We start from the raw sequence: 19736 nt of genomic DNA on the forward strand, positions 1-19736 counted from the left end.
CTAATACTTTGGTATATAATAACTATCCATTTCCTATGGACGTTTCAGAGGACTTGAAAGATAAAATAAGAAGCCAGGTAACTGAAATATTAAAAATAAGGGATAAGTATGATGATACATTGGCAAACTTATATGATCCATTAATCATGCCTCCTGATTTGAAAAAGGCTCATGAAAAGTTGGATAAACTTGTTGATAAGTGTTATCAGAGTAAAGCGTTTAAGAATGATGAAGAACGTATGAAGTTATTGTTTAAATTATATTCTGAGTATGGTGCTTAATTATGTGTTCCTCTTTTCAATTTTTTTTTATTAATTCAGTTATAATTTCTATATTTTATATTTATTAATTATTAAGTCACTTATAATTTATGTTATTATTTTATATTTTTTATTAAGTCACTTTAAAAAATTATATATGCTTTTGTTTATAAATACTTATATATTAAGAATTGTATTCTATGTGTGGTTAGTTATGGTTAAACGTTTGCAATATATGGATAAATTAAGTAAATTAATGAATACTGATGATGTAAAAATAATCACCGGTGTTCGCCGATCAGGAAAAACACATTTAATTAAGTCGTTTATGGATGAATTGAAAAGAAGTAATGTTCCTGATGAAAACATTATATATATTTCACTTGAAACAGGAAAGTATAGGCATATTCAGAAGGATACTCAGCTGGATGAGGTAATTTATGATTTAGTAAAGAATAATAAAGGTAAAATATACATGTTTTTTGATGAAATACATAGAGTTAATAACTGGGAGGAAGCTATTAATTCATATCGTGTGGATTTTGACTCAGACATATATGTCACGGGGTCTTATGCTAGAGTGCTTGGAGGAATCAATAGAACTGTATTATCTGGTAGATATGTAACTGTAAAAATACATCCGTTTTCATACAAGGAATACCTTGACTACTATAAAGAAAAAGGATTAACTATTGATATAACAACTGAATTAAAACTATTTGAGGAGTATTTAATTTATGGTGGATTGCCGGGTCATCTGAAATATGAGGGTGGTGATGAAAAAGATGATTACCTGTTGGATGTTTATAATTCCATAATGTTAAATGATATTTTTGATTTAGAGAAGATAACCTCAACAGATTTGTATCGTAAACTAATTGAGTATGTGGTAATTAATATTGGGAACTTGTTTTCTGTAAATTCCATAAAAAAATATTTAAAATCTGAGGGTCGTAATTCTCACCCTGATACTATAATGAATTATATTTTATATGCAACTAATGCTTATTTGTTATATCAAGTTAAACGTGAAAGCATTAAGAAGAAAGAAGTACTTAAAACACTTGAAAAATATTATGTAGTTGATATAGGATTTTATAATTTATTAATTAGTGATGAATTTAGGGATAGAGGTTTTATACTGGAAAACATAGTCTTTCTTGAGTTACTTAGGCGAGGATATGAAATAACTGTTGGAAACATTGCTCATAATGAAGTTGATTTTGTATGTAAAAAAAGAAGAAATAAAATTTATGTTCAAGTTTCTGAGTCATTGCTTGATGTAAAAACAAGAGAACGGGAATTTAAATCATTAGAATTGATACAGGATAATTATCCGAAGTATATTTTAACAATGGATGGATATGATTATTCACGAAATGGTATAAAACATATGAATATACTTGATTTTCTCAAAGATGAAAATATATAATGTAAAATTTTAAAGAGATAATTATTGATGATAGTACTGTGGGTTTTATGTTATTTGCATAATTTATATATATTATATAATTTATATACTTCGTATAGGTGAATTTATGGATGCAACAAGTATAAGGATAAGTAAACTAATAAATAAACGGTTAACTGATTTAGCTCGAAAAAATCAATCATATGATAATTTAATTAATGAAATATTGGATAGGAATGAACGTTTATTTGATTTAAATGATATTGATGAGGAATATGAAAGTCATTTAGAAAATATTATTAAAGAAGATAATTTTAATGAGTATGAAAATGATGAAGAATTTATTAATGCTATGAGAGGTTAATAAAATTATGAAACTAAGAATAAGTAATGAAGCAGAAATTTTTATTCGAAAATCTAAAAATCCTCTTAAAGATAGGGTTATATGTAATATTTTATCCATTTAAAAAGTTTATTATCATAAAAAATATAAAAATATTAAAACAAAAAGACCTTTTAAACGTTCTAGGTGTGGGTATAGGATTATCTTATTTGTTGATGGAAAAGAGGATGCACTAAATATTGTAGATATCATTCATAGAAAGAAGATTTATAAGTAATTATTTTTTTCACATAAAGTTTGTCTAATTTTTATGAAAATAATTTTTCTAGTTAAAAATAATTTACTATGGGTGTGTTATTATGTCTGTAGATAAAAAAATATATTCCTACATATCTATCAAGTAATGTGGATAAATAATTTATAATTTTAATATTTTGGATTTGTTGGTGGTTGTAATGTATTTTGATGAAGCTAATAAACATAGGGAATTTGAGTTTAATCAGGTTCAAAAGAATGTTGATGAATTGATTGTTGAATGTGAAGGTATGTACAGTTCTCTTTTAAAGTATAATGATTTGATTACTTATGAGGAGTTGTATGAATTAACTGATGAGGATAAGGAAAATTTTATAAAAATTAGGGATAGGGCTCATGAGATGGAGCATAGTTTGTTGCATTATAAGGAGGATTTAATTCGTCTTGTGGAGGGTGATGTTGAGTGGTTTTTAACTGATGTTGAGTCTAATGATAATTATTTTGATGATTATCAGAAATCTAATGTCTTTTTTAACTATTTTAGGGCGGAAATTTCTCTTGCATTGTTGTTTGATAAGTTGAAGCAGTTGAATGTTCCTAGAAAGAATGTTTCTGAGTTGCATGTTCATAGTGGTGGGGGTTGTTGTTAAATATTATTTTTTTTTAAAAATATATGTCATGATTAATCATGATAAATTATCGTTATGTTTATATACTCCAAGAACTAAACTAAATATAGAACTGAATATAATGATTAATCATTATAATTTTTTTAAGATATATCATGGTATTTGGTTTTAACTACAATATTGGTGAAAGAAAATGTCAAAATTCACAGGATTCGCAATGAAAAAACTAAACGAAGTTGGATGGGTAGAAAAAGAAAAACCAGAATGTGGTAGACGAGATGCGATAATTAAACCATTAGCATTATCTCCATGTACCTCAGATATACATACAGTATGGGAAGGAGCAATAGGTGACAGAAAAGACATGATTCTAGGACATGAAGCAGTAGGAATCATAGAAGAAGTAGGACCAGACGTAAAAGATTTCAAAGTAGGGGATGAAGTAATAGTTCCAGCAATAACACCAGACTGGGAAGATGAAGCAGCACAAAGAGGATTCCCATCACAAACCACAGGAGCATTAGGTGGATGGAAATTTTCAAACTTCAAAGATGGAGTATTCGGAGAAGTATTCCATGTAAACTTAGCAGATGCAAACTTAGCAAAATTACCTGAAAATGTAAAACCAGAAACAGCAGTAATGCTCTCAGACATGTTCTCAACAGGAATGATGGGATCAGAAAATGCAAAAATAAAACTAGGATCAACAGTGGCAGTAATTGGAATAGGTCCTGTAGGATTATGTTCAGTAGCCGGAGCAAGAAACCTAGGTGCAGGTAGAATATTTGCAGTAGGAACAAGACCAAACTGTGTAAAAGTAGCAAAAGAATACGGAGCAACAGATATTGTAAATTATAAAGAAGGCCCAATAGATGAACAAATAATGGAAGCAACAGATAATGAAGGTGTGGATGCAGTAATTATTGCTGGAGGAAACATGGAAACATGGAAACAAGCAGTAAAAATGGCAAAAGCAGGATCAGTAATATCAAATGTAAACTATCTCAGTGGAGCAGACATAGTTCCATTACCACGTGAAGCATGGGGTTGTGGAATGGCAAATATAGATATAGCAACAGGATTATGTCCTGGTGGAAGAGTAAGAATGGAACGTCTAGCAAGCCTTATAGAATATGGTAGAATAAACCCTGACTCACTCATAACACACAAATTCAAAGGATTTGATAAAGTAGAAGATGCTTTAATGTTAATGAAAGATAAACCAAAAGACTTAATTAAACCAGTTGTTTTATGTGATTAAACAACAACACATTTTTTTTTACTTTTTTTTATTAGGTATTTCCAGTTCAAAACATTACTAACTATTATAATAAAAAATTTTTAATCTTTCATAATTCAAAATAAAACTAGTTTTTTTCATTTCATTAAAAAAAGTATTGGGGGATATTTAATTTTATTCTTCTTTATTCAAATATTTCCTGAATAAGTATGCAAGTATTGATCCTGCAAGATTTTGCCAAACAGAATATAAAGCACCAGGAACGGTTGCAATAGGGTAATTAGGAAAATGTGTTTTTGCCAGACTTGTTGATAAACCAGAATTTTGGAATCCTAATTCAATTGCAACAGTTGTAATTTGTTTCATTTTCATTCCTGATAAATAACCCACAACAAAACCCAATGCTACACCTATAAAATATTGTAATATGATAACTACTAATATTATCCATGAAGCAGTATAAATTGAGTTAATATTCGCACCCAAAACTCCTCCAATTATTAAACATATCACAATTGAAGATACTGCAGGCAAATAATCTTTTAAATTTTCAGTAAAGTCTGGGAATTTGTAATTAACCAGTAAACCTAAGATTATAGGGATGAGTACAATTTGAACTATTGAAATGAACATCTCAATTGGATTAAAATGTATGTGATTTCCGATTAGTAGCACTGTGATTAAAGGTGTTAATAATGGGGATATTACAGTTGATATTGCTGTTAAAGACACACTTAATGCTAAGTCTCCTTTAGCAAGAAATGTGATAACATCAGATGCTGTTCCACCAGGTACTGTGCCTACAAGGATTAATCCTGCAGTTAAAGCAGTATCTAATTTAAATATGTAAGCAAGTGTCAACGCTAATAGGGGCATTATCATATACTGTGCTATTAATCCGACTCCTATCTCTTTTGGTTTTTTGAAAACTTCTGTGAAATTTTCAAATTTTAGGGTTGTACCCATACCAAATAGTATAATACTTAAAAGTAAGTTCATTATATTTATTCCATGAACTTTACCTAATACCCATGAGAAGATATTTGGATATAATAAAGTGATGGCTACAAAAAGTATTACAATTACAAAAAAGTTGTTTTCAATAAATTTAAAAATTCTTTTCATATTATTCTTTATGTGAATTTTAATATATTAACATATTAATTATTTACTGTAATATTGTTCTTTGATAGAAAAGAATGGTGTGTTGGGGTGGGGGTGATAGTTTAATTTTTCATACCAGTAACTTTCTTTAATATTGGTATTTTATTCATCACATATAATATTATTATCGAAATAATTATTGAAATAGTTATTAATAGGGGAATGTTGATAAAAGGGCTAATTTCTAAGTTAAACCAGCCATGGTCTTTTATAAAATCTAAAGGTATGTTAACTATTAAATATATTCCATAAGTATATCCTGCAAATTTAAGTATATATGAATTAATTTTATCAGAATATTTGCCAAATACTTTTTTAAAATTTATATTTTTAAATATTATGAATAATCCCATCATTTTTAAACATGAACCTGGTTCTATATTCCCTACTAAGATATAACTAGTATCTGTTTGGCCGGCTATTAAAGCAGGAATATAAAAACTTAATATCAGTATCAATATTCCTAATAGGAATAGGGTTAATCCAAATTTTTTACTTTTAGTATACTTCGAATCTTTTTTATGCAAATAGTATCCTAGTATGAAGTAACCCAGAGGTCCTGTGAATAAATTCATATAATTTAAGATGTATATTTTATGTTTGAAGAAATTTAATAATAATACTATAAACCATATAACTAGGAAATATTCTATTTCTTTTTCTGAAACATGTTTTATCATCTGATATAATAATGGTAACATTAAATAAAAGGCCACAATCATATAAATATACCAAAATTCTATAGATATCTTCGTAGGATCAGATAATACATTAATTAATTCTATAAAAAATGTGTTTGTTGAATTCACATTAACTAATTGGTGATCAAGTAACACATCTTTCATAAAATAGTAAAATAACCAGAAATAAAAGGGTATCAGTACTCGTTTTAATCGTTGAGGTACTTTACTTAATGGTTCTTCTCTATCTAGCAGCAGCATTCCTGATACCATTATGAATAATAATACTCCAGCTCTTGTTATTGCAGAAGAAAGTATTCCTTGAAACCACATGTTTGTAAAAGCGTGGTGGAAATTTACATAGGATAAAGATAAGTGAATTCCAATAACACATATTATCCCAATTACTCTTAAATAATCAGCGTATATAATTCGTTCCATCATTATCATTTCAAAAATTTTGATATATCTAAAAAAATAATATTTAGCTTTTTGTATATACTTATTTTTAAAGTTAATTTAATATATTTTTTATTATTTTTTAATAATAAAATTCTACTGGAAAATTAAAAACTTCCAAAATATTTTTTAATAATGATTTTAGTATACCATAGAAATTGTAAAGTGGTAATGTAATAAAAATAAATCTTAAAAAATAATCAATTAAATAATGAATTTAGGGGTCTAGATTATTCGTCCTTCAGAAAGCATTTGTAAGTCTGTTTTTGTTGTGTATCCTTGATTAATTATTAAGGATGCTAATAATACAGTTAGTAATGTTGTTTTTTTAACAGATTCTGTTGTATATTTGTGGAAATGTTTTAAATTTAGTCCTTCTTTAAGGAATTTAAAAAAGTCTTCGATATGGCTTCTTACATATTTAATTCTTTTTCTTTTGATTATGTTTTTACAAAATGAGTTTGCTAATTTTATGAATTTACTTTTATTTTCTTTATCTTTTTTGTTTTGTCTGAAATATTCTAATGGACAGGTTAATGCGTTGTTTAGTTTTTCTATGTTGAAATTAGATTTAGTGAGGATTAATGGTTGTATGTGGTATTTTTTTAAGCCTATTTCATAGTTTTCATAACTATAATATCCTCTATCAGCTAGTATTTTATCATTGTGGTGTAATAAGTGGTGTTTTTTCATTTGTTCTAGTATTTCTGGGAATATTTGACTGTCGTGGGGTGAACCTGGGTGTATTATGAATAAAACAGGCATCATAGTATTGTAATCCAGTACAAAAGTTCCTTTAAAGCCTATATAGAAGCCAATACTTGTTCCATGACCCCATTTTGGATCTTTATTTTCAAGATTTTTCTTGGAAATCTTCTTACTATCAAAATTATAATCAACATCCAATGGAGTTGCATCAAGTAAATAAGTATGTGATTGAACTCTATTATTTCTATTAAGATATCTGAGTATTGTATTGATAGTTTTTTCTATTGTTTGGGCAGAAAAACGTCCAATCAGTTCTGTAACCTGAGAAACTGATAACACAGTTTTAACATTAAAAAAAGATTTAACTTCTGGTTTCCTATTTATCTCATCAATGATGTATGAAACCTTTAAATTAAAAAATTGACTAATAAATATAACTTTTAAAGTAAAATTAAACTTATTCAATGGTTTTATACCATTTGAAGCTATTATTTGTTGGATTCTTCTAGAATCAATAATATTAAATATTTCTTCTAACAAACTAGTATATGGGTTGGAATTATCGAAATTTAAACCTAATAACATTTTTCTTCACTAATAATATGTTTATTAAAGGTTTTATTTAAATATTTCGATAATAAAAACCTTTCATAAAAATCCAAGTAAAAACCAAATGTATTATTTTTAACCAAGATTAATTAAATGTTTAATACTAAAAAATAAGCGTTTATAGGTCGTAAAAATATATTACTTTTCTAGACCCCTAAATGAATTAAATTAAATTCCTTAGACATTACATTAAATAAGAATTTAAATAACTGTATTTTTATTCTACTTTAAAAAAATGTCATCATGTAAAAAAATAAGGGGTTAATTAAGAAAATGTGATGGTTATGTCACTTTATAAATATTTATTATAGAATTCAGTTATTTTATCAAAAGGTATTACCTCTAAATTATCATATAAATCAATATGTACTGCATCAGGTATAATCAATAATTCTTTATTATCTCCTTGAAGTTTATCATATTCATCTTTAGAGAAATAACATGAATGTGCTTTTTCTCCATGTATCATAAGAACAGCTGATTTTATTTCATCACTATAATTTATAATGGGCTGGTTCATAAAGGACATTGTTCCTATAACATTCCATCCTTCATTACTGTTTAAACTTCTTGGATGATATCCTCGTTCTGTTTTATAATATGTATGATAATCTTTAACAAATTGTGGAGCATCCTCAGGAACGGGATCTATAACGCCACCTGCTCGTATATATTCCCCATTTTTAAAATCTTCAGTTCTTTGATTATTTAAAGCTACTTTTGCTTCATATCTTGTATCAGCATTATCTCCCTCATCAAAGTATCCATTCGCATTTATTCTACTCATATTATACATTGTACTAGTTACTGTTGCTTTAATTCTTGTATCTATGCATGCAGCATTTAATGCCATTCCTCCCCATCCGCATATTCCTAAAATTCCTATTCTTTCAGAATCTACATTATCGTCATTGGATAAATAATCTACTGCTGCCTGGAAATCTTCGGTGTTAATATCAGGGGAAGCCATATAACGAGGATTTCCTCCACTTTCACCAGTAAATGAGGGATCAAATGCTATTGTTAAGAAACCTTTTTCTGCAAGTATTTGTGCATATAATCCGGAACTTTGTTCTTTTACAGCTCCAAATGGCCCACTTATTGCAATAGCTGGAAGTTTACCTTCATGTTCTTTTGGTTCAAATTTATCAGCTACAAGTGTGATACCATAACGGTTGGTGAATGTTATTTTTTCATGATTTACATTTTCATTTTGCGGAAAAACTTTATCCCATTTTTCTGTAATATTTAGTTCTGTTTTCATATTATTTCCTTCTAATAGTAATATAAATATTTTTTCAGATTATACTATTTTTTTAAATTAATTATACTTTTAATATTGTATTTATTATAAAATGTTTAAGTAGTTAATCAATAATACGCACATTACAAAAGGGAGTTGTCTTTGTTTAATCTGCGATTAATATTATAATCATACTTTTTTTTAATAATTTTTTAATCTGAATTATTAATTATTTAATGAAACTTATTTCATATGTTTTTTCCTAAATTAAAGGCTTCTTCATAATAATATTTAGGCATCATATTAACAGTTCCACAACCTTTACCTAGAATCATACCTAAATTATCATAATGCATATAATCAACCATTTTCTCATAATGCCCTTTAACAGGATTAACTGTGCTGTCATCACTATTCCAACAGGTTGTGATTAGTATGGTTTTTAATCTTTTTGAGCTAATTCTCATAGTTCTTGAATAGAATCTATCTAGTGTAGCTTTAAGAGGGGCAGTCATTGCAAAATAATAAACAGGTGTTGCAAAGACAAGTACATCACTATCTTCTATTGAATTTAATATTTCTGTCATATCATCATTAAAAATACAGTCACCATCCATTCCGCAATGATTACAACCAGTGCATGCATTAATATTAAGATGAGCGGTATCAAAACGTTTAATATTATGTCCTTTTTCTTGAGCTCCTTTAATAAATTCATCAACTAATGTATTTGACGTACCATTTAAATTATAACTTCCGGTTAAAATTGTTATATTCAAATTTTTCAACTCTATTTAAATCAATAAAATTAGTAATTGGTGGGTGGGGATGGGAGATTATTTAACTCATTTCTTTTATAAATATAATGTTTAACTTCTTCTTGCTGCTATAATTGCTTTGTTAGGACATTTATCTACACATATTCCACAATCTACGCATGAGAAATATTTAACAGAGGGTCTTCCTTCTTTATTATCTATTGCATTTGTTGGACAACTTTGAATACATATTCCATTCTCAAGACATTCGTTTACTCCATTACATATATTTTCATCTATCGTTACAGCCATTTAATCACCTAATGTTTTGAAGATAATTGTTCTCCTCCAACACCTATATTATCCGGTTGATTTCCTCTTATAAGTACTGTTATTGATTCTATTGGCATTTCATATGCATCAGCAACAATTTTTGATACTTTTTCTATTATTGCTTTTTTTGCTTCTTTAGTAGCATTTGCTGGCCCATCTATTGTTACAACTGGCATTATATTTCCTCCTATTCTTTTGATACAGGTTTTCCACCCACTCCTATATTTTCAGGACTATTTTCATAAATCATCATAGTAATTGCCTGTATGGGTACTCCAAATTCTTCAGCAACTACTTTTGATGCATCTTCAATCATTGTTTTCTTTGTTTCTTTGCTTAATTTTTTTGATGCTTCAACAGTTATTAAAGGCATATTTATTTCTCCCTAAAAATTCTATTATTATATACTCTGTTTTTGAATGTTATTATTTGTTTTCTATTACATCAAAAATTATTCCATCTTGTAATGTAACATCACATACACATATTTTTTTAATATTAAAACGTATAGCTAATGCTTTTATAATTAATAAACTAGGTATAACTGTATGAACTCTTTCAGAATCTACAAGTAAAGCTGGTTTAAAATTTTCTTTAGTATTGGATGACAATTTTCTAAGTACTTGATCTACTTGTTCTATTGTTAAAACATTACCTTTATCATTTTTAACTTTTAAATGTTCTAATAATTTTTTTATTGTTACACAAGTTTTTCCAATACCATACAAGTATTCTTCAGAATATTCTGGTATATCTAACGAATTTATCCTTTTAATTATTTCTTCTATTATAATTTTCTGTTCTTTTTTGGTAGGATATAATAAACTAACATATTCATTAAAAATGGTCAGTACACCTATAGGTATACTTTTTTGTTCTATTATTTCGGTCTTATTTTTAAAAATTGTTATTTCACTGCTTCCTCCACCCATATCTACAAGAATTCCATCATTTGATACTAATTCAATCCATCTTATAGATTTAAAACTTTGTTCTGCTTCTTCTTCGCCACTTAAAATATTAATATCTATGTTTAATTCGCGTTTAACAATGTCTATAACTTCTTGACTATTTGTTATGTTTCTTAGACTAGCAGTTGCAACATAATATGATTTATTGACATGTAATTTATCAGAATATTTTTTAAACTCTTTTAATGTATCTAGTAAAACTTCAATTCCTTCAGGAGTTAGTTTATTATTTTTTCTGTAAGAAATTAGCCCTGTTGTTTTATCATGTATTATTACAGGTTCTATTGTATTACTGTCATATTCATATATTTTATATTTAATAATACTTGAACCAATATCTATTATTGCATATAACATATTTTCACTAGTTATATATTTGTTTTTTAAGATTTAAAAAAATTAGTTTTTAATATTAAAAAAGGGGGTTTGATGGGGAATAATTATTCCTTATTCCAATTAATTGCTCCGTAGATTACACAAATTATTGTAATTGCTACACAACCCAGATATCCTCCAAGGATCCATGGATCACTAAGTCCTAATATTTCAATCATTGTGCATCACCTGAAACATTTTTAGCATCGAACATTTTTTCAATTTCTTCTTGTTCTTCTTTAGTATTCTGTGTAAGTAATGTTACAACAATTGTCACTATAAATGAAATTGGTAATGCAATTACCATAGGATCTACATATGGCCATGGCATTGCTGTGAATAGGACTGTTTGTCCAGTTAAAAGTTTGCATAATCCTATTCCGGCGGCTTCTTTTTGGTGTGTGAATAGTAAACAGAATAAACTTACTATTGTTCCACTTAGAATACCTGCAATTGCACCTTGCCTTGTGGTACGTTTCCAGAATAATGCACATATATAAACTGGCATGAATGCTGCTGCACATATTCCAAAGAATATTGTTGTTCCCTGTGCAACTACTCCTCCAGGTAATATGAATGCAAGAACTACAGCTAAAATAATACCTATAAGTATACCTATACGTGTGACACTAATGTTATCTTTTTTATCATTATGTCTAGCAGCATATAAGTCGTGTCCTATAGCAGAACCTTGTGAATGGAATTGTGTACTTAATGTACTCATTGCTGCACATAATAATGTTAATGTGAATACGTATGTGAACCATTCAGGCATTGCTGAACTAATGAATGTAGGTATGATCTTATCTACATTTCCTCCAGCTGCTTGTACTGCTATTTGTCCAGTAGTTTGGTAGAAGTAAACATTGGATAATGATCCTACAACATATGCAGAGAATGTTGCAACGAAAATGAATATTCCTCCAATTAATACTGCTCTATTTAATTCACGGTTACTGTTTACAGTCATAAATCTTACTGCTAATTGGGGCTGTGCTATTGCTCCAATTCCTACACCCATTATGATGGAAGTTACTAAGTTCCACCAGAACACACTTCCTACCTTTGGAAATGTTGTCCAACCTGTTGCACCTGTAGCTTTAGCAGTTTCTGGGAATAATGGAGCCATATTGGCTAATGCAGTATGTGCTTCTGTTATACCTCCAAGTATCCAGTAGATACTTATTAGTAAAACAAGCATTCCAAAGAACATTATTACTCCTTGTAATGCGTCCGTGTACATAACACCCTTTAATCCACCAAATATTACATAAAATCCGATGATTATTGCTAATATTATGATTGCAATCTGAAATTCGACGCTCAATGTTGTTTCTAAAAATCTTGCAGCTCCGATTAATACACTTGCTGCATATACTGGCATTGCACAAAAGATTAGTAATCCACTAAAGTATTGTATGAATTTACTGTTAAATCTTCTTGATAAGAATTCTGGAAATGTTAATGCATTTAAATATTTGCCTATTGCTCGTGTTGGTTTACCAAAGAATACGAATGCTATGAATATTCCTACAGCAATATTTAAAAATACTAACCATAGGATACCTAAACCATTTGTACCAGCTAAACCTCCAAAACCTACAATTGCCGCAGTACTGATGAATGTTGCTCCGTAACTAAGTGCCATTATAAATGAACTAGTTTTACGTCCGGCAACTAAATAATCTTCATTACTACTTGTACGTTTCCAAGCAACATAACCAACCAGAACCATCATTGCAATGTAAATTAAAATAATTATTGTTAATAAGTAATTCATTATATCTCCTGATTATGTTACTAAATTTTACTATATTATATTATATATTTACTCTTTTATTACTGTTATTGTAAATCTTTAAACATTAATTAAAAAAAGGATGAATTTTGGAGATTATTTTTTGTTTTTACGATAACTGGAAGGCAGTACTCCCACTTCTTTCTTGAATGCTTTGGTGAATTTACTGCTACTTTTGTAGCCAATCATATTAGCTATCTTTGATATTGGATAATCTGTATTTTTTATTAGTTCTCTAGCTCTGTAGAATTTGTATTCTTTATACCATGTGTATAATGGTTTACCATACATGTCTTTAAAGCAATTTTTTAATGTGGTTAAATTAATACCGTAACTCATGGATAAACTGTCTAATGAAACATAACTGGCTATATTTCGTGATAAAGAATTTTTTATATTACGAACTACTCGTATTGTAGCATCGGAATATGTGCGTTGAACATTCTTTTCATCTTTAACACCATTTTCATAGAGTACTAATAAGCATTCCAATGCTTTTAATTCAAAGAATAATTTTGCAGTTTTTTCTTTTTTAATCTCAAATTTACTGAATTCTTCAATAATTTCAGTTATTCTGTTGGGAGCTTTGAATATTGTACAATTTTCTTTTTTTGCGGATTCAAATAATTCACGTATTATTTCATTGAATTCTTTATTATGTCCTGCAAATTCTTTAAATTGCTTTTTGTTTATTATTATATGGTATAATGTTACGTCACCTATGTAACTGAAAGAATGTGGGTTTAATTCCTTTATATAAACATTAATATATTTTTCTTTAATGAATAGGTATTTATCTGGTTCTAATTCGTATTGACATTGTCCTTGAGCCACATAATTTAATAATAAAGAGTTTTCAGGATGTTCATAGTATAATATGTCATTGTTACTTCTAAATATGTCTATTAAATTTGAATGTTCAACAATTACTGAAATTCCAGGGATTAAATCATAAACAGTTAAATTTATATCACATTTATTGGGAATTTTTATGCGTGTTTTGTGGCCACCGCTTATATTTTCAAATGTTACGTATGATGAAAATTCTTCTTTTACATGTATCTCTTCTGAAGGATATAATTTTTTTTCTGCCATATGGTTTTTCCTCCCTGTTTATTTATTGTTTCATCATAAACCTTATTTATTACTATGTTAGTTATTTATATTAAAAATATCTGTGTGTTGATTATTGTTATTATTTGTTCTTTTTTAATATAAATTTGTTATCATTTGTTAAAATTCAGTAACTAATGTTTATATTCAACTATTTTTATATATTTCTTCTATTTTCATTGATTTTTTGAATAATGGCTTCATGCATTCTTCTAATAAATTCGGCTCTTTCCTCATATTTTAACACATCAAGATAACCTCTAGAAACAAGATTAAATGCGAAAGGAGTAGGAATTGTGGTATTTATTGTTTTAATCACGGTTTTTTTCTCTTCAATCGATTTTAAAACTTCCAAAGCATGTTCAATATCCATATAATCCTCAATAACCTCTCGACGAGCTTCATCTAAAATAGCAAAATGTTCATCAACTTCCTTCACAAAATTTAACAAAATTTTACTAGTAACCTGCTGTCTACCAACACTTTTCTCCCTACCCTTATAACGGCGTAAAATCATCAAAGACCTATTTGCACAATCCCTAAAACGACTAGCTAAAGTTTCTGTTCTATCAATAGCTTTAATCAAAATATCCCTCAAATTCTCACAATTCAGTTCTTCAAACGCTTCTGCACCACCAATTTTAGAATCACTACTTAAATAAAAACCATTATCATCAATACTAATCATAACATCATGATGATAACGTTGAGCAATAACATATGCAACTGCACGACTTAAAGCATCATTCACACGCCTTCCATATAAAGAATGGAAAACAACAAATTTCCTACCACCAAATCCAGTATAATATTCAATTAATAACTTGTTTTTTGATGGAATTTCACTATACAAATATTGTTCAACAAAATAATAATAAATCGAAGTTGCAGAATTATCATCTACATACAAATAATCCTTAATATATTGGATAATATCCTCTTCTGAAACATTCGTAGAAAGTTTCCACTCCATAATAGCCCTAAAATTCTGAATAGAAATTCCAATATCATATGACAAAGGCAGTTGTTCTGAAACCCATGATGGAATCGTAGGAGTACTGCCACTAGGAACAACAGTAACAGTCATCCCCCTAGCATACTTGAACTGGTAAACACGACCACCCAACACAAAAGTATCACCCTTATGTAGTCGTTCCATAAAATCTCCATCAATACTTCCAATAATCTGACCATTACACTTAACTTTTGCATGACTCCTATCTGCAATAGTACCAACATTAGTAGAATAAAGAACACGAGCTAATTTACCTCTTTTACCAAATGTATTATTATCCCAATCTAACCAAATCTTAGCATAAACATAACGTTGTTCTAACTGAGAATATTCTCCGGCAAGATAACGTAAAACCTGTTCATATTCCTCCCAACTTAAATCATGATACGGCATAGCTTGTTTAACAACATGATAAACATGTTTAATGTTCTGTCTTCCTTCAATCGCAATTCCATAAATATGCTGAGCAAGAACATCCAAACAATTAGATGGAATATTAATACGATCAATCTTACCCTCTTTAGCATTTTTAAGTATTAAACTACATTCAACAAGATCATCTCGATTAACAACAACCATCTTTCCCTTAGATTTTTCATGTAAACGGTGCCCACTACGACCAATCCTTTGAAGAGCACGGGAAACAGACTTAGGTGAGCTAATAAGAATCACTAAATCAATATAACCAATATCAATACCTAATTCAAGAGAAGTACTACTAACAACAACCTTCAAATTTCCTGCCTTAAGTTCATTCTCAGTTTCAAGCCTAACTTCCTTCGATAATGATGAATGATGAGCCATAACATTATCAGAATTATAATACTTAGGAAAATGTTGAGTTAATTTATAAGAAACACTTTCAGCTCCACTACGCGTATTTGTAAAAATTAATGTAGTTTTATGTTCTTGAATCAACCTATGTAACAAATTATAAAGTTCATTATTCAATGTATCCTGATCAGTTTCAATAATATTATCAACCGGACACATAACTTTCATATCCAATTGTTTAAGATAATTAACATTAATTATTTCACAATCTCGAGCTTTTCCCCAAGAATATCCTGATAAAAAATTAGCAATTTTCTGAGGAGGACTAACCGTAGCACTTAATCCTATTCTAGTGAAACCACCCGTTAACATATCTAAACGCTCTAAACTAAGACTTAAATGAGAACCTCTCTTGTTCTCAGCTAAAGAATGTATTTCATCAATAATAACATAACGAACACTTTTCAATTTTTCCCGAAACTTCGGAGCAACCAAAAGAATTGACAAAGTTTCAGGAGTAGTAATTAAAATATGAGGAGGATGTTTTAACATTTTAGAACGCTGATATTGAGTAGTGTCTCCAGTACGAACAGCCTGCCTAATACCAACATCATGCCCAGCTATCTTATTAATCCCCTCAATAGGTTCCTCTAAATTTTTAAAAATATCATTATCCAATGCTTTAAGAGGCGAAATATAAATACAGTAAACCTTTTCTTCAAGCATATTCCTCTCACTAAGACTAGTTAACCCAGATAAAATAGCTAAAAACGCAGTTAAAGTTTTACCAGAACCAGTTGGAGATAAAATTAAAATATTTTTTCCTGCATTAATATGGGGAATAGATTGTCTTTGAGCATCCGTGAACGTTTCAAACCTACTTTTAAACCATTTACTAACATAGGGATGCAACAAATTATGGATATGCTCATCATTATATTCAACAGGCAAAATTATCAACTCAATAATTATTTAATTCTTGTTCAACTTCCAAAATATCTTTAATTAATCCAAAAGGATAAACTTCACCTTTTTCAACAGCAAAAACTTCAAAATCTAATACATCTTTAATGAATGGTGAAATAGTTTTTTCATGCAAAACATCAGATCCATGAGTAATTGTTGTAAAAGATGGTAAAACTATTAGATTATAATTCTTCCATTTTCCTTTAAGAAACGCTTTAACTTTTTCAACACGTTCCTGACTTCGAACACCAATACACGGATGTTCATGACCAATTATAATAGTATCCACATCTTCTGGTATTATATCAGGTATTTTATGTCCATGGGTAATCATATAATTATCAATGATAATGAATTCATCTAAAGATAAATCCCTCTTATTCAAGATATACTGAGTAAAATTATCATGATTTCCTTTAATCACCTTTATATCTATAAAAATATCGGATAAATAGTCAATAAAATCTAAAACTTCCTTCCATTCCTGTTTACTAATGCTTCCAAAGTTATGTTTAATATCGCCATTTAAAATAATAGTATCTGCATTAGATTGTTCATGAATGAATTCGATGGCTTCCACTAATTTTTCATATTGATGCTGAGGAATCATCAATCCCTGATTATTCAAAGAAGTTTCATAGCCCAAATGTAAATCAGATATTATAATGGTATTACCTATTTTTAAAGAGTTACCTATTATTTCAGTTCCATAGATATTAGGTGAATTCATAATAATAATATGTTCTTTAACCGTTAAATTTTTTTTTCTTAGTAAAATTGTTAAACAAATAATATTATAAACATTTTGTTATAGATATATAATCATAAATTCATAAACATGTATATACGGAATTAGTTATTATGACAGATATAAATACGATTAAAGAAAATCTTGCTAATGAAAATCATGAAGTAAGACAGGAAGCATGTAAAGACTTAACTGAATATCCTGAAGAAGGAATATCCTTATTAATAGACACTTTCACGGATAAAAATCCTCATGTAAGATTTCAAGCAGCAAAATCATTAGCAGAAATAGGGACTGATGCAATAAAACCATTAATCACTGCTCTAAATTCAGATAATCCTTTAGTTCAGAAATATGTTATATTAGCATTAAAAGATATAGGTGATGATACAGTAGCAGAAGAACTTATCAACGCTTTAAATTCAGAAGAATTTGCTATAAGAAAGTTTGCAGCTAAAGCTCTTGGTGAAATGGAAGTTAAAAGTGCAGTAGATCCAATAATCGAATTATTAACTGATGATGATTGGGGTGTGAGAACTTCAGCAGCTAAAGCATTAGGAGATATCAAAGAAGAAAAAGCAATTGATCCAATTAAAAAAGCCAGACGTGCAGCAACTGGTGATAAAGAATTTAAAAAAGTTGCCAATAAATCAATTAAAAAAATAGAAGCAGAATTAAAAAAAGCTAAAAAATAGCATATCTTTTCTCATAATTCTTTTTTATATATTGTTTCATAAAGATCATTTCTTTTATTTTTAAGGATAGGAATCTGCTCACGAACAGTATTAATAGATTCTGGATCTAAATTACCATAAATAATTTCTTCTTTTTCTTCAGCTTTTGATATTATACGTCCCCAAGCATCAACAATCATTGAATGACCCCAAGCTACATAATACTCATTGTTGATTTGACTGGGTGAAGTTGCAACAACAAATGACTGATTATCAATTGCTCTTGCTCTAATAAGAGTTTCCCAATGAAGAGGACCAGTAGTTTTATTAAAAGCACCAGGTAATAATACTATGTCTGTCTCATGTTGATTCATAATCGTCCAAAATTCATTAAAACGTATATCATAACAAATTGCTAATGAAATAGTGGCAAGATGAGTTTTAACAGTAGTAATAGTATTCCCTGCAGATAATGTGTCCGATTCTGTAAATTTCATTGTAGGCGTATCAATATCAAATAAATGTACTTTCCTATGTTTAGCAATAATTTTTCCTCTATTATCAATAAGGTATGCCGTATTATAAATTTTATCATCTTCAAGTTCAGGAATAGAACCCGCCTGTAAAAGAATATTATTATCTTGGGCAATATCGCACATTTTATTTAATGTGTAACTATTTTCTTCTTCTTCAGCATTTTCAATAAATTTATTATTATCATAGGGTGTATTGAACATCTCAGGTAAAGTTACTAATTCTACTCCATTTGATGATGCTTCTTCAATTAATTCTTTAGCATGTGTTATGTTTGATTTTTTATCGTTAATAACATTCATCTGACAACAAGCAATTTTAAATTCATCCATACTAATCAACTAACTTAAATAATTATATAATAATCTATAATTAAAAGGTTATACATATTACCTAGTAATAGGTGAAAAAATGTATGAAGTTGAAATAGATAGAAATAATTGTAAAGGTTGTGGAGCATGTACTAAAACATCACAATTACTATTTTTGGACGAAACTAATCTAGTTAATATGCAGGGTGGTTTCATTGAAGATGGAATCGTAGAAGGATTAGTAAAATCATTATATGAAATAGAAACACCTGCAAGTATTTGTCCAAAAGATTGCTTCACTGTATATGATGAAAATAGTGGTGAAGAAATAGAAATAGAACGTCATGCAACTATATAATGGGTGT

22 protein-coding genes are annotated in these 19736 nt (G+C 28.6%); 7 read left to right on the plus strand and 15 right to left on the minus strand.

The window, feature by feature from the left end; all coding sequences use genetic code 11:
• Positions 1-8 precede the first annotated feature (8 nt).
• The 5 genes from PXD04_RS12575 (at position 9) to PXD04_RS12595 (ending at position 4159) form a co-directional block, all read left to right on the plus strand.
• Complete coding sequence (locus PXD04_RS12575; RefSeq protein WP_323737221.1) at positions 9-281, plus strand: type IIL restriction-modification enzyme MmeI; 273 nt, start codon at positions 9-11, stop codon at positions 279-281.
• A gap of 193 nt (positions 282-474) precedes the next feature.
• Entirely contained in the window at positions 475-1692 is a 1218-nt protein-coding gene (locus PXD04_RS12580) for an ATP-binding protein (protein WP_323737222.1), read from the plus strand.
• A gap of 106 nt (positions 1693-1798) precedes the next feature.
• Positions 1799-2035 (plus strand): hypothetical protein, encoded by a 237-nt coding sequence (locus tag PXD04_RS12585; RefSeq protein WP_323737223.1) that lies wholly within the window; start codon positions 1799-1801, stop codon positions 2033-2035.
• Between the two features lie 434 nt (positions 2036-2469).
• A complete protein-coding gene (locus PXD04_RS12590) occupies positions 2470-2919 on the plus strand; it encodes a hypothetical protein (RefSeq protein ID WP_323737224.1) in 450 nt (149 codons plus the stop codon).
• 172 nt (positions 2920-3091) lie between these two features.
• Positions 3092-4159 (plus strand): NAD(P)-dependent alcohol dehydrogenase, encoded by a 1068-nt coding sequence (locus PXD04_RS12595; RefSeq protein WP_323737225.1) that lies wholly within the window; start codon positions 3092-3094, stop codon positions 4157-4159.
• Positions 4160-4312: 153 nt separating this feature from the next.
• Here PXD04_RS12595 and PXD04_RS12600 read toward each other — a convergent pair whose 3' ends face one another.
• The 14 genes from PXD04_RS12600 to PXD04_RS12665 form a co-directional block, all read right to left on the minus strand.
• On the minus strand, positions 4313-5263 hold the full coding sequence (locus PXD04_RS12600; protein WP_323737226.1) for a bile acid:sodium symporter family protein: 951 nt from the start codon (positions 5261-5263) through the stop codon (positions 4313-4315).
• 101 nt (positions 5264-5364) lie between these two features.
• A complete protein-coding gene (locus PXD04_RS12605; RefSeq protein WP_323737227.1) occupies positions 5365-6432 on the minus strand; it encodes an acyltransferase in 1068 nt (355 codons plus the stop codon).
• Between the two features lie 234 nt (positions 6433-6666).
• Entirely contained in the window at positions 6667-7734 is a 1068-nt protein-coding gene (locus PXD04_RS12610; protein ID WP_323735456.1) for a transposase, read from the minus strand.
• 316 nt (positions 7735-8050) lie between these two features.
• Positions 8051-9022, minus strand: a complete 972-nt coding sequence (locus PXD04_RS12615; RefSeq protein WP_323737228.1) for an alpha/beta hydrolase — start codon at positions 9020-9022, stop codon at positions 8051-8053.
• 227 nt (positions 9023-9249) lie between these two features.
• The gene (locus PXD04_RS12620) at positions 9250-9780 is read right to left on the minus strand and encodes a flavodoxin family protein (protein ID WP_323737229.1); all 531 of its coding nucleotides are present in this window, start codon (positions 9778-9780) and stop codon (positions 9250-9252) included.
• Between the two features lie 90 nt (positions 9781-9870).
• Complete coding sequence (locus PXD04_RS12625; RefSeq protein WP_323737230.1) at positions 9871-10071, minus strand: 4Fe-4S binding protein; 201 nt, start codon at positions 10069-10071, stop codon at positions 9871-9873.
• Between the two features lie 8 nt (positions 10072-10079).
• Positions 10080-10268, minus strand: a complete 189-nt coding sequence (gene dmpI, locus PXD04_RS12630) for a 4-oxalocrotonate tautomerase DmpI (RefSeq protein WP_323737231.1) — start codon at positions 10266-10268, stop codon at positions 10080-10082.
• Positions 10269-10279: 11 nt separating this feature from the next.
• Positions 10280-10465, minus strand: coding sequence for a tautomerase family protein (locus tag PXD04_RS12635; protein WP_323737232.1), 186 nt, complete (start codon positions 10463-10465; stop codon positions 10280-10282).
• 52 nt (positions 10466-10517) lie between these two features.
• Entirely contained in the window at positions 10518-11420 is a 903-nt protein-coding gene (locus tag PXD04_RS12640; protein WP_323737233.1) for an exopolyphosphatase, read from the minus strand.
• An 83-nt stretch (positions 11421-11503) separates the two neighbouring features.
• A complete protein-coding gene (locus PXD04_RS12645; protein WP_336470717.1) occupies positions 11504-11617 on the minus strand; it encodes a symporter small accessory protein in 114 nt (37 codons plus the stop codon).
• Positions 11614-13218, minus strand: coding sequence for a sodium:solute symporter family protein (locus tag PXD04_RS12650; RefSeq protein WP_323737234.1), 1605 nt, complete (start codon positions 13216-13218; stop codon positions 11614-11616). The genes PXD04_RS12645 and PXD04_RS12650 overlap by 4 nt, the downstream gene beginning before the upstream one ends.
• 114 nt (positions 13219-13332) lie before the next feature.
• On the minus strand, positions 13333-14331 hold the full coding sequence (locus PXD04_RS12655) for an AraC family transcriptional regulator (RefSeq protein WP_323737235.1): 999 nt from the start codon (positions 14329-14331) through the stop codon (positions 13333-13335).
• A 175-nt stretch (positions 14332-14506) separates the two neighbouring features.
• Positions 14507-17089, minus strand: coding sequence for an ATP-dependent helicase (locus tag PXD04_RS12660; RefSeq protein ID WP_409988267.1), 2583 nt, complete (start codon positions 17087-17089; stop codon positions 14507-14509).
• Between the two features lie 10 nt (positions 17090-17099).
• Positions 17100-17834, minus strand: a complete 735-nt coding sequence (locus PXD04_RS12665; RefSeq protein WP_323737236.1) for a metallophosphoesterase — start codon at positions 17832-17834, stop codon at positions 17100-17102.
• Positions 17835-17965: 131 nt separating this feature from the next.
• On the opposite strand from PXD04_RS12665, the gene PXD04_RS12670 reads away from it, so the two are divergent.
• Positions 17966-18547 carry a HEAT repeat domain-containing protein gene (locus tag PXD04_RS12670; protein WP_323737237.1) on the plus strand — a complete coding sequence of 194 codons (582 nt, stop codon included), beginning with the start codon at positions 17966-17968 and terminating at the stop codon, positions 18545-18547.
• A gap of 11 nt (positions 18548-18558) precedes the next feature.
• Here PXD04_RS12670 and PXD04_RS12675 read toward each other — a convergent pair whose 3' ends face one another.
• The gene (locus PXD04_RS12675) at positions 18559-19392 is read right to left on the minus strand and encodes a carbon-nitrogen hydrolase family protein (RefSeq protein WP_323737238.1); all 834 of its coding nucleotides are present in this window, start codon (positions 19390-19392) and stop codon (positions 18559-18561) included.
• A gap of 79 nt (positions 19393-19471) precedes the next feature.
• Between PXD04_RS12675 and PXD04_RS12680 the strand changes: the two genes are divergently transcribed.
• Positions 19472-19729 (plus strand): ferredoxin, encoded by a 258-nt coding sequence (locus tag PXD04_RS12680; RefSeq protein WP_323737239.1) that lies wholly within the window; start codon positions 19472-19474, stop codon positions 19727-19729.
• Positions 19730-19736 lie beyond the last annotated feature (7 nt).

The organism is Methanosphaera sp. ISO3-F5, assembly GCF_034480035.2.
In the GTDB taxonomy this organism is placed as follows: Archaea; Methanobacteriota; Methanobacteria; order Methanobacteriales; family Methanobacteriaceae; genus Methanosphaera.

Excerpts from the sequence above, each read along its gene's own strand:
- PXD04_RS12580 (WP_323737222.1), top strand. The coding sequence starts at position 475 with ATGGTTAAACGTTTGCAATATATGGATAAATTAAGTAAATTAATGAAT.
- PXD04_RS12585 (WP_323737223.1), top strand. The coding sequence starts at position 1,799 with ATGGATGCAACAAGTATAAGGATAAGTAAACTAATAAATAAACGGTTA.
- PXD04_RS12590 (WP_323737224.1), top strand. The coding sequence starts at position 2,470 with ATGTATTTTGATGAAGCTAATAAACATAGGGAATTTGAGTTTAATCAG.
- PXD04_RS12595 (WP_323737225.1), top strand. The coding sequence starts at position 3,092 with ATGTCAAAATTCACAGGATTCGCAATGAAAAAACTAAACGAAGTTGGA.
- PXD04_RS12600 (WP_323737226.1), bottom strand. The coding sequence starts at position 5,263 with ATGAAAAGAATTTTTAAATTTATTGAAAACAACTTTTTTGTAATTGTA.
- PXD04_RS12605 (WP_323737227.1), bottom strand. The coding sequence starts at position 6,432 with ATGATAATGATGGAACGAATTATATACGCTGATTATTTAAGAGTAATT.
- PXD04_RS12610 (WP_323735456.1), bottom strand. The coding sequence starts at position 7,734 with ATGTTATTAGGTTTAAATTTCGATAATTCCAACCCATATACTAGTTTG.
- PXD04_RS12615 (WP_323737228.1), bottom strand. The coding sequence starts at position 9,022 with ATGAAAACAGAACTAAATATTACAGAAAAATGGGATAAAGTTTTTCCG.
- PXD04_RS12625 (WP_323737230.1), bottom strand. The coding sequence starts at position 10,071 with ATGGCTGTAACGATAGATGAAAATATATGTAATGGAGTAAACGAATGT.
- dmpI (WP_323737231.1), bottom strand. The coding sequence starts at position 10,268 with ATGCCAGTTGTAACAATAGATGGGCCAGCAAATGCTACTAAAGAAGCA.
- PXD04_RS12635 (WP_323737232.1), bottom strand. The coding sequence starts at position 10,465 with ATGCCTTTAATAACTGTTGAAGCATCAAAAAAATTAAGCAAAGAAACA.
- PXD04_RS12640 (WP_323737233.1), bottom strand. The coding sequence starts at position 11,420 with ATGTTATATGCAATAATAGATATTGGTTCAAGTATTATTAAATATAAA.
- PXD04_RS12645 (WP_336470717.1), bottom strand. The coding sequence starts at position 11,617 with ATGATTGAAATATTAGGACTTAGTGATCCATGGATCCTTGGAGGATAT.
- PXD04_RS12650 (WP_323737234.1), bottom strand. The coding sequence starts at position 13,218 with ATGAATTACTTATTAACAATAATTATTTTAATTTACATTGCAATGATG.
- PXD04_RS12655 (WP_323737235.1), bottom strand. The coding sequence starts at position 14,331 with ATGGCAGAAAAAAAATTATATCCTTCAGAAGAGATACATGTAAAAGAA.
- PXD04_RS12665 (WP_323737236.1), bottom strand. The coding sequence starts at position 17,834 with ATGAATTCACCTAATATCTATGGAACTGAAATAATAGGTAACTCTTTA.
- PXD04_RS12670 (WP_323737237.1), top strand. The coding sequence starts at position 17,966 with ATGACAGATATAAATACGATTAAAGAAAATCTTGCTAATGAAAATCAT.
- PXD04_RS12675 (WP_323737238.1), bottom strand. The coding sequence starts at position 19,392 with ATGGATGAATTTAAAATTGCTTGTTGTCAGATGAATGTTATTAACGAT.
- PXD04_RS12680 (WP_323737239.1), top strand. The coding sequence starts at position 19,472 with ATGTATGAAGTTGAAATAGATAGAAATAATTGTAAAGGTTGTGGAGCA.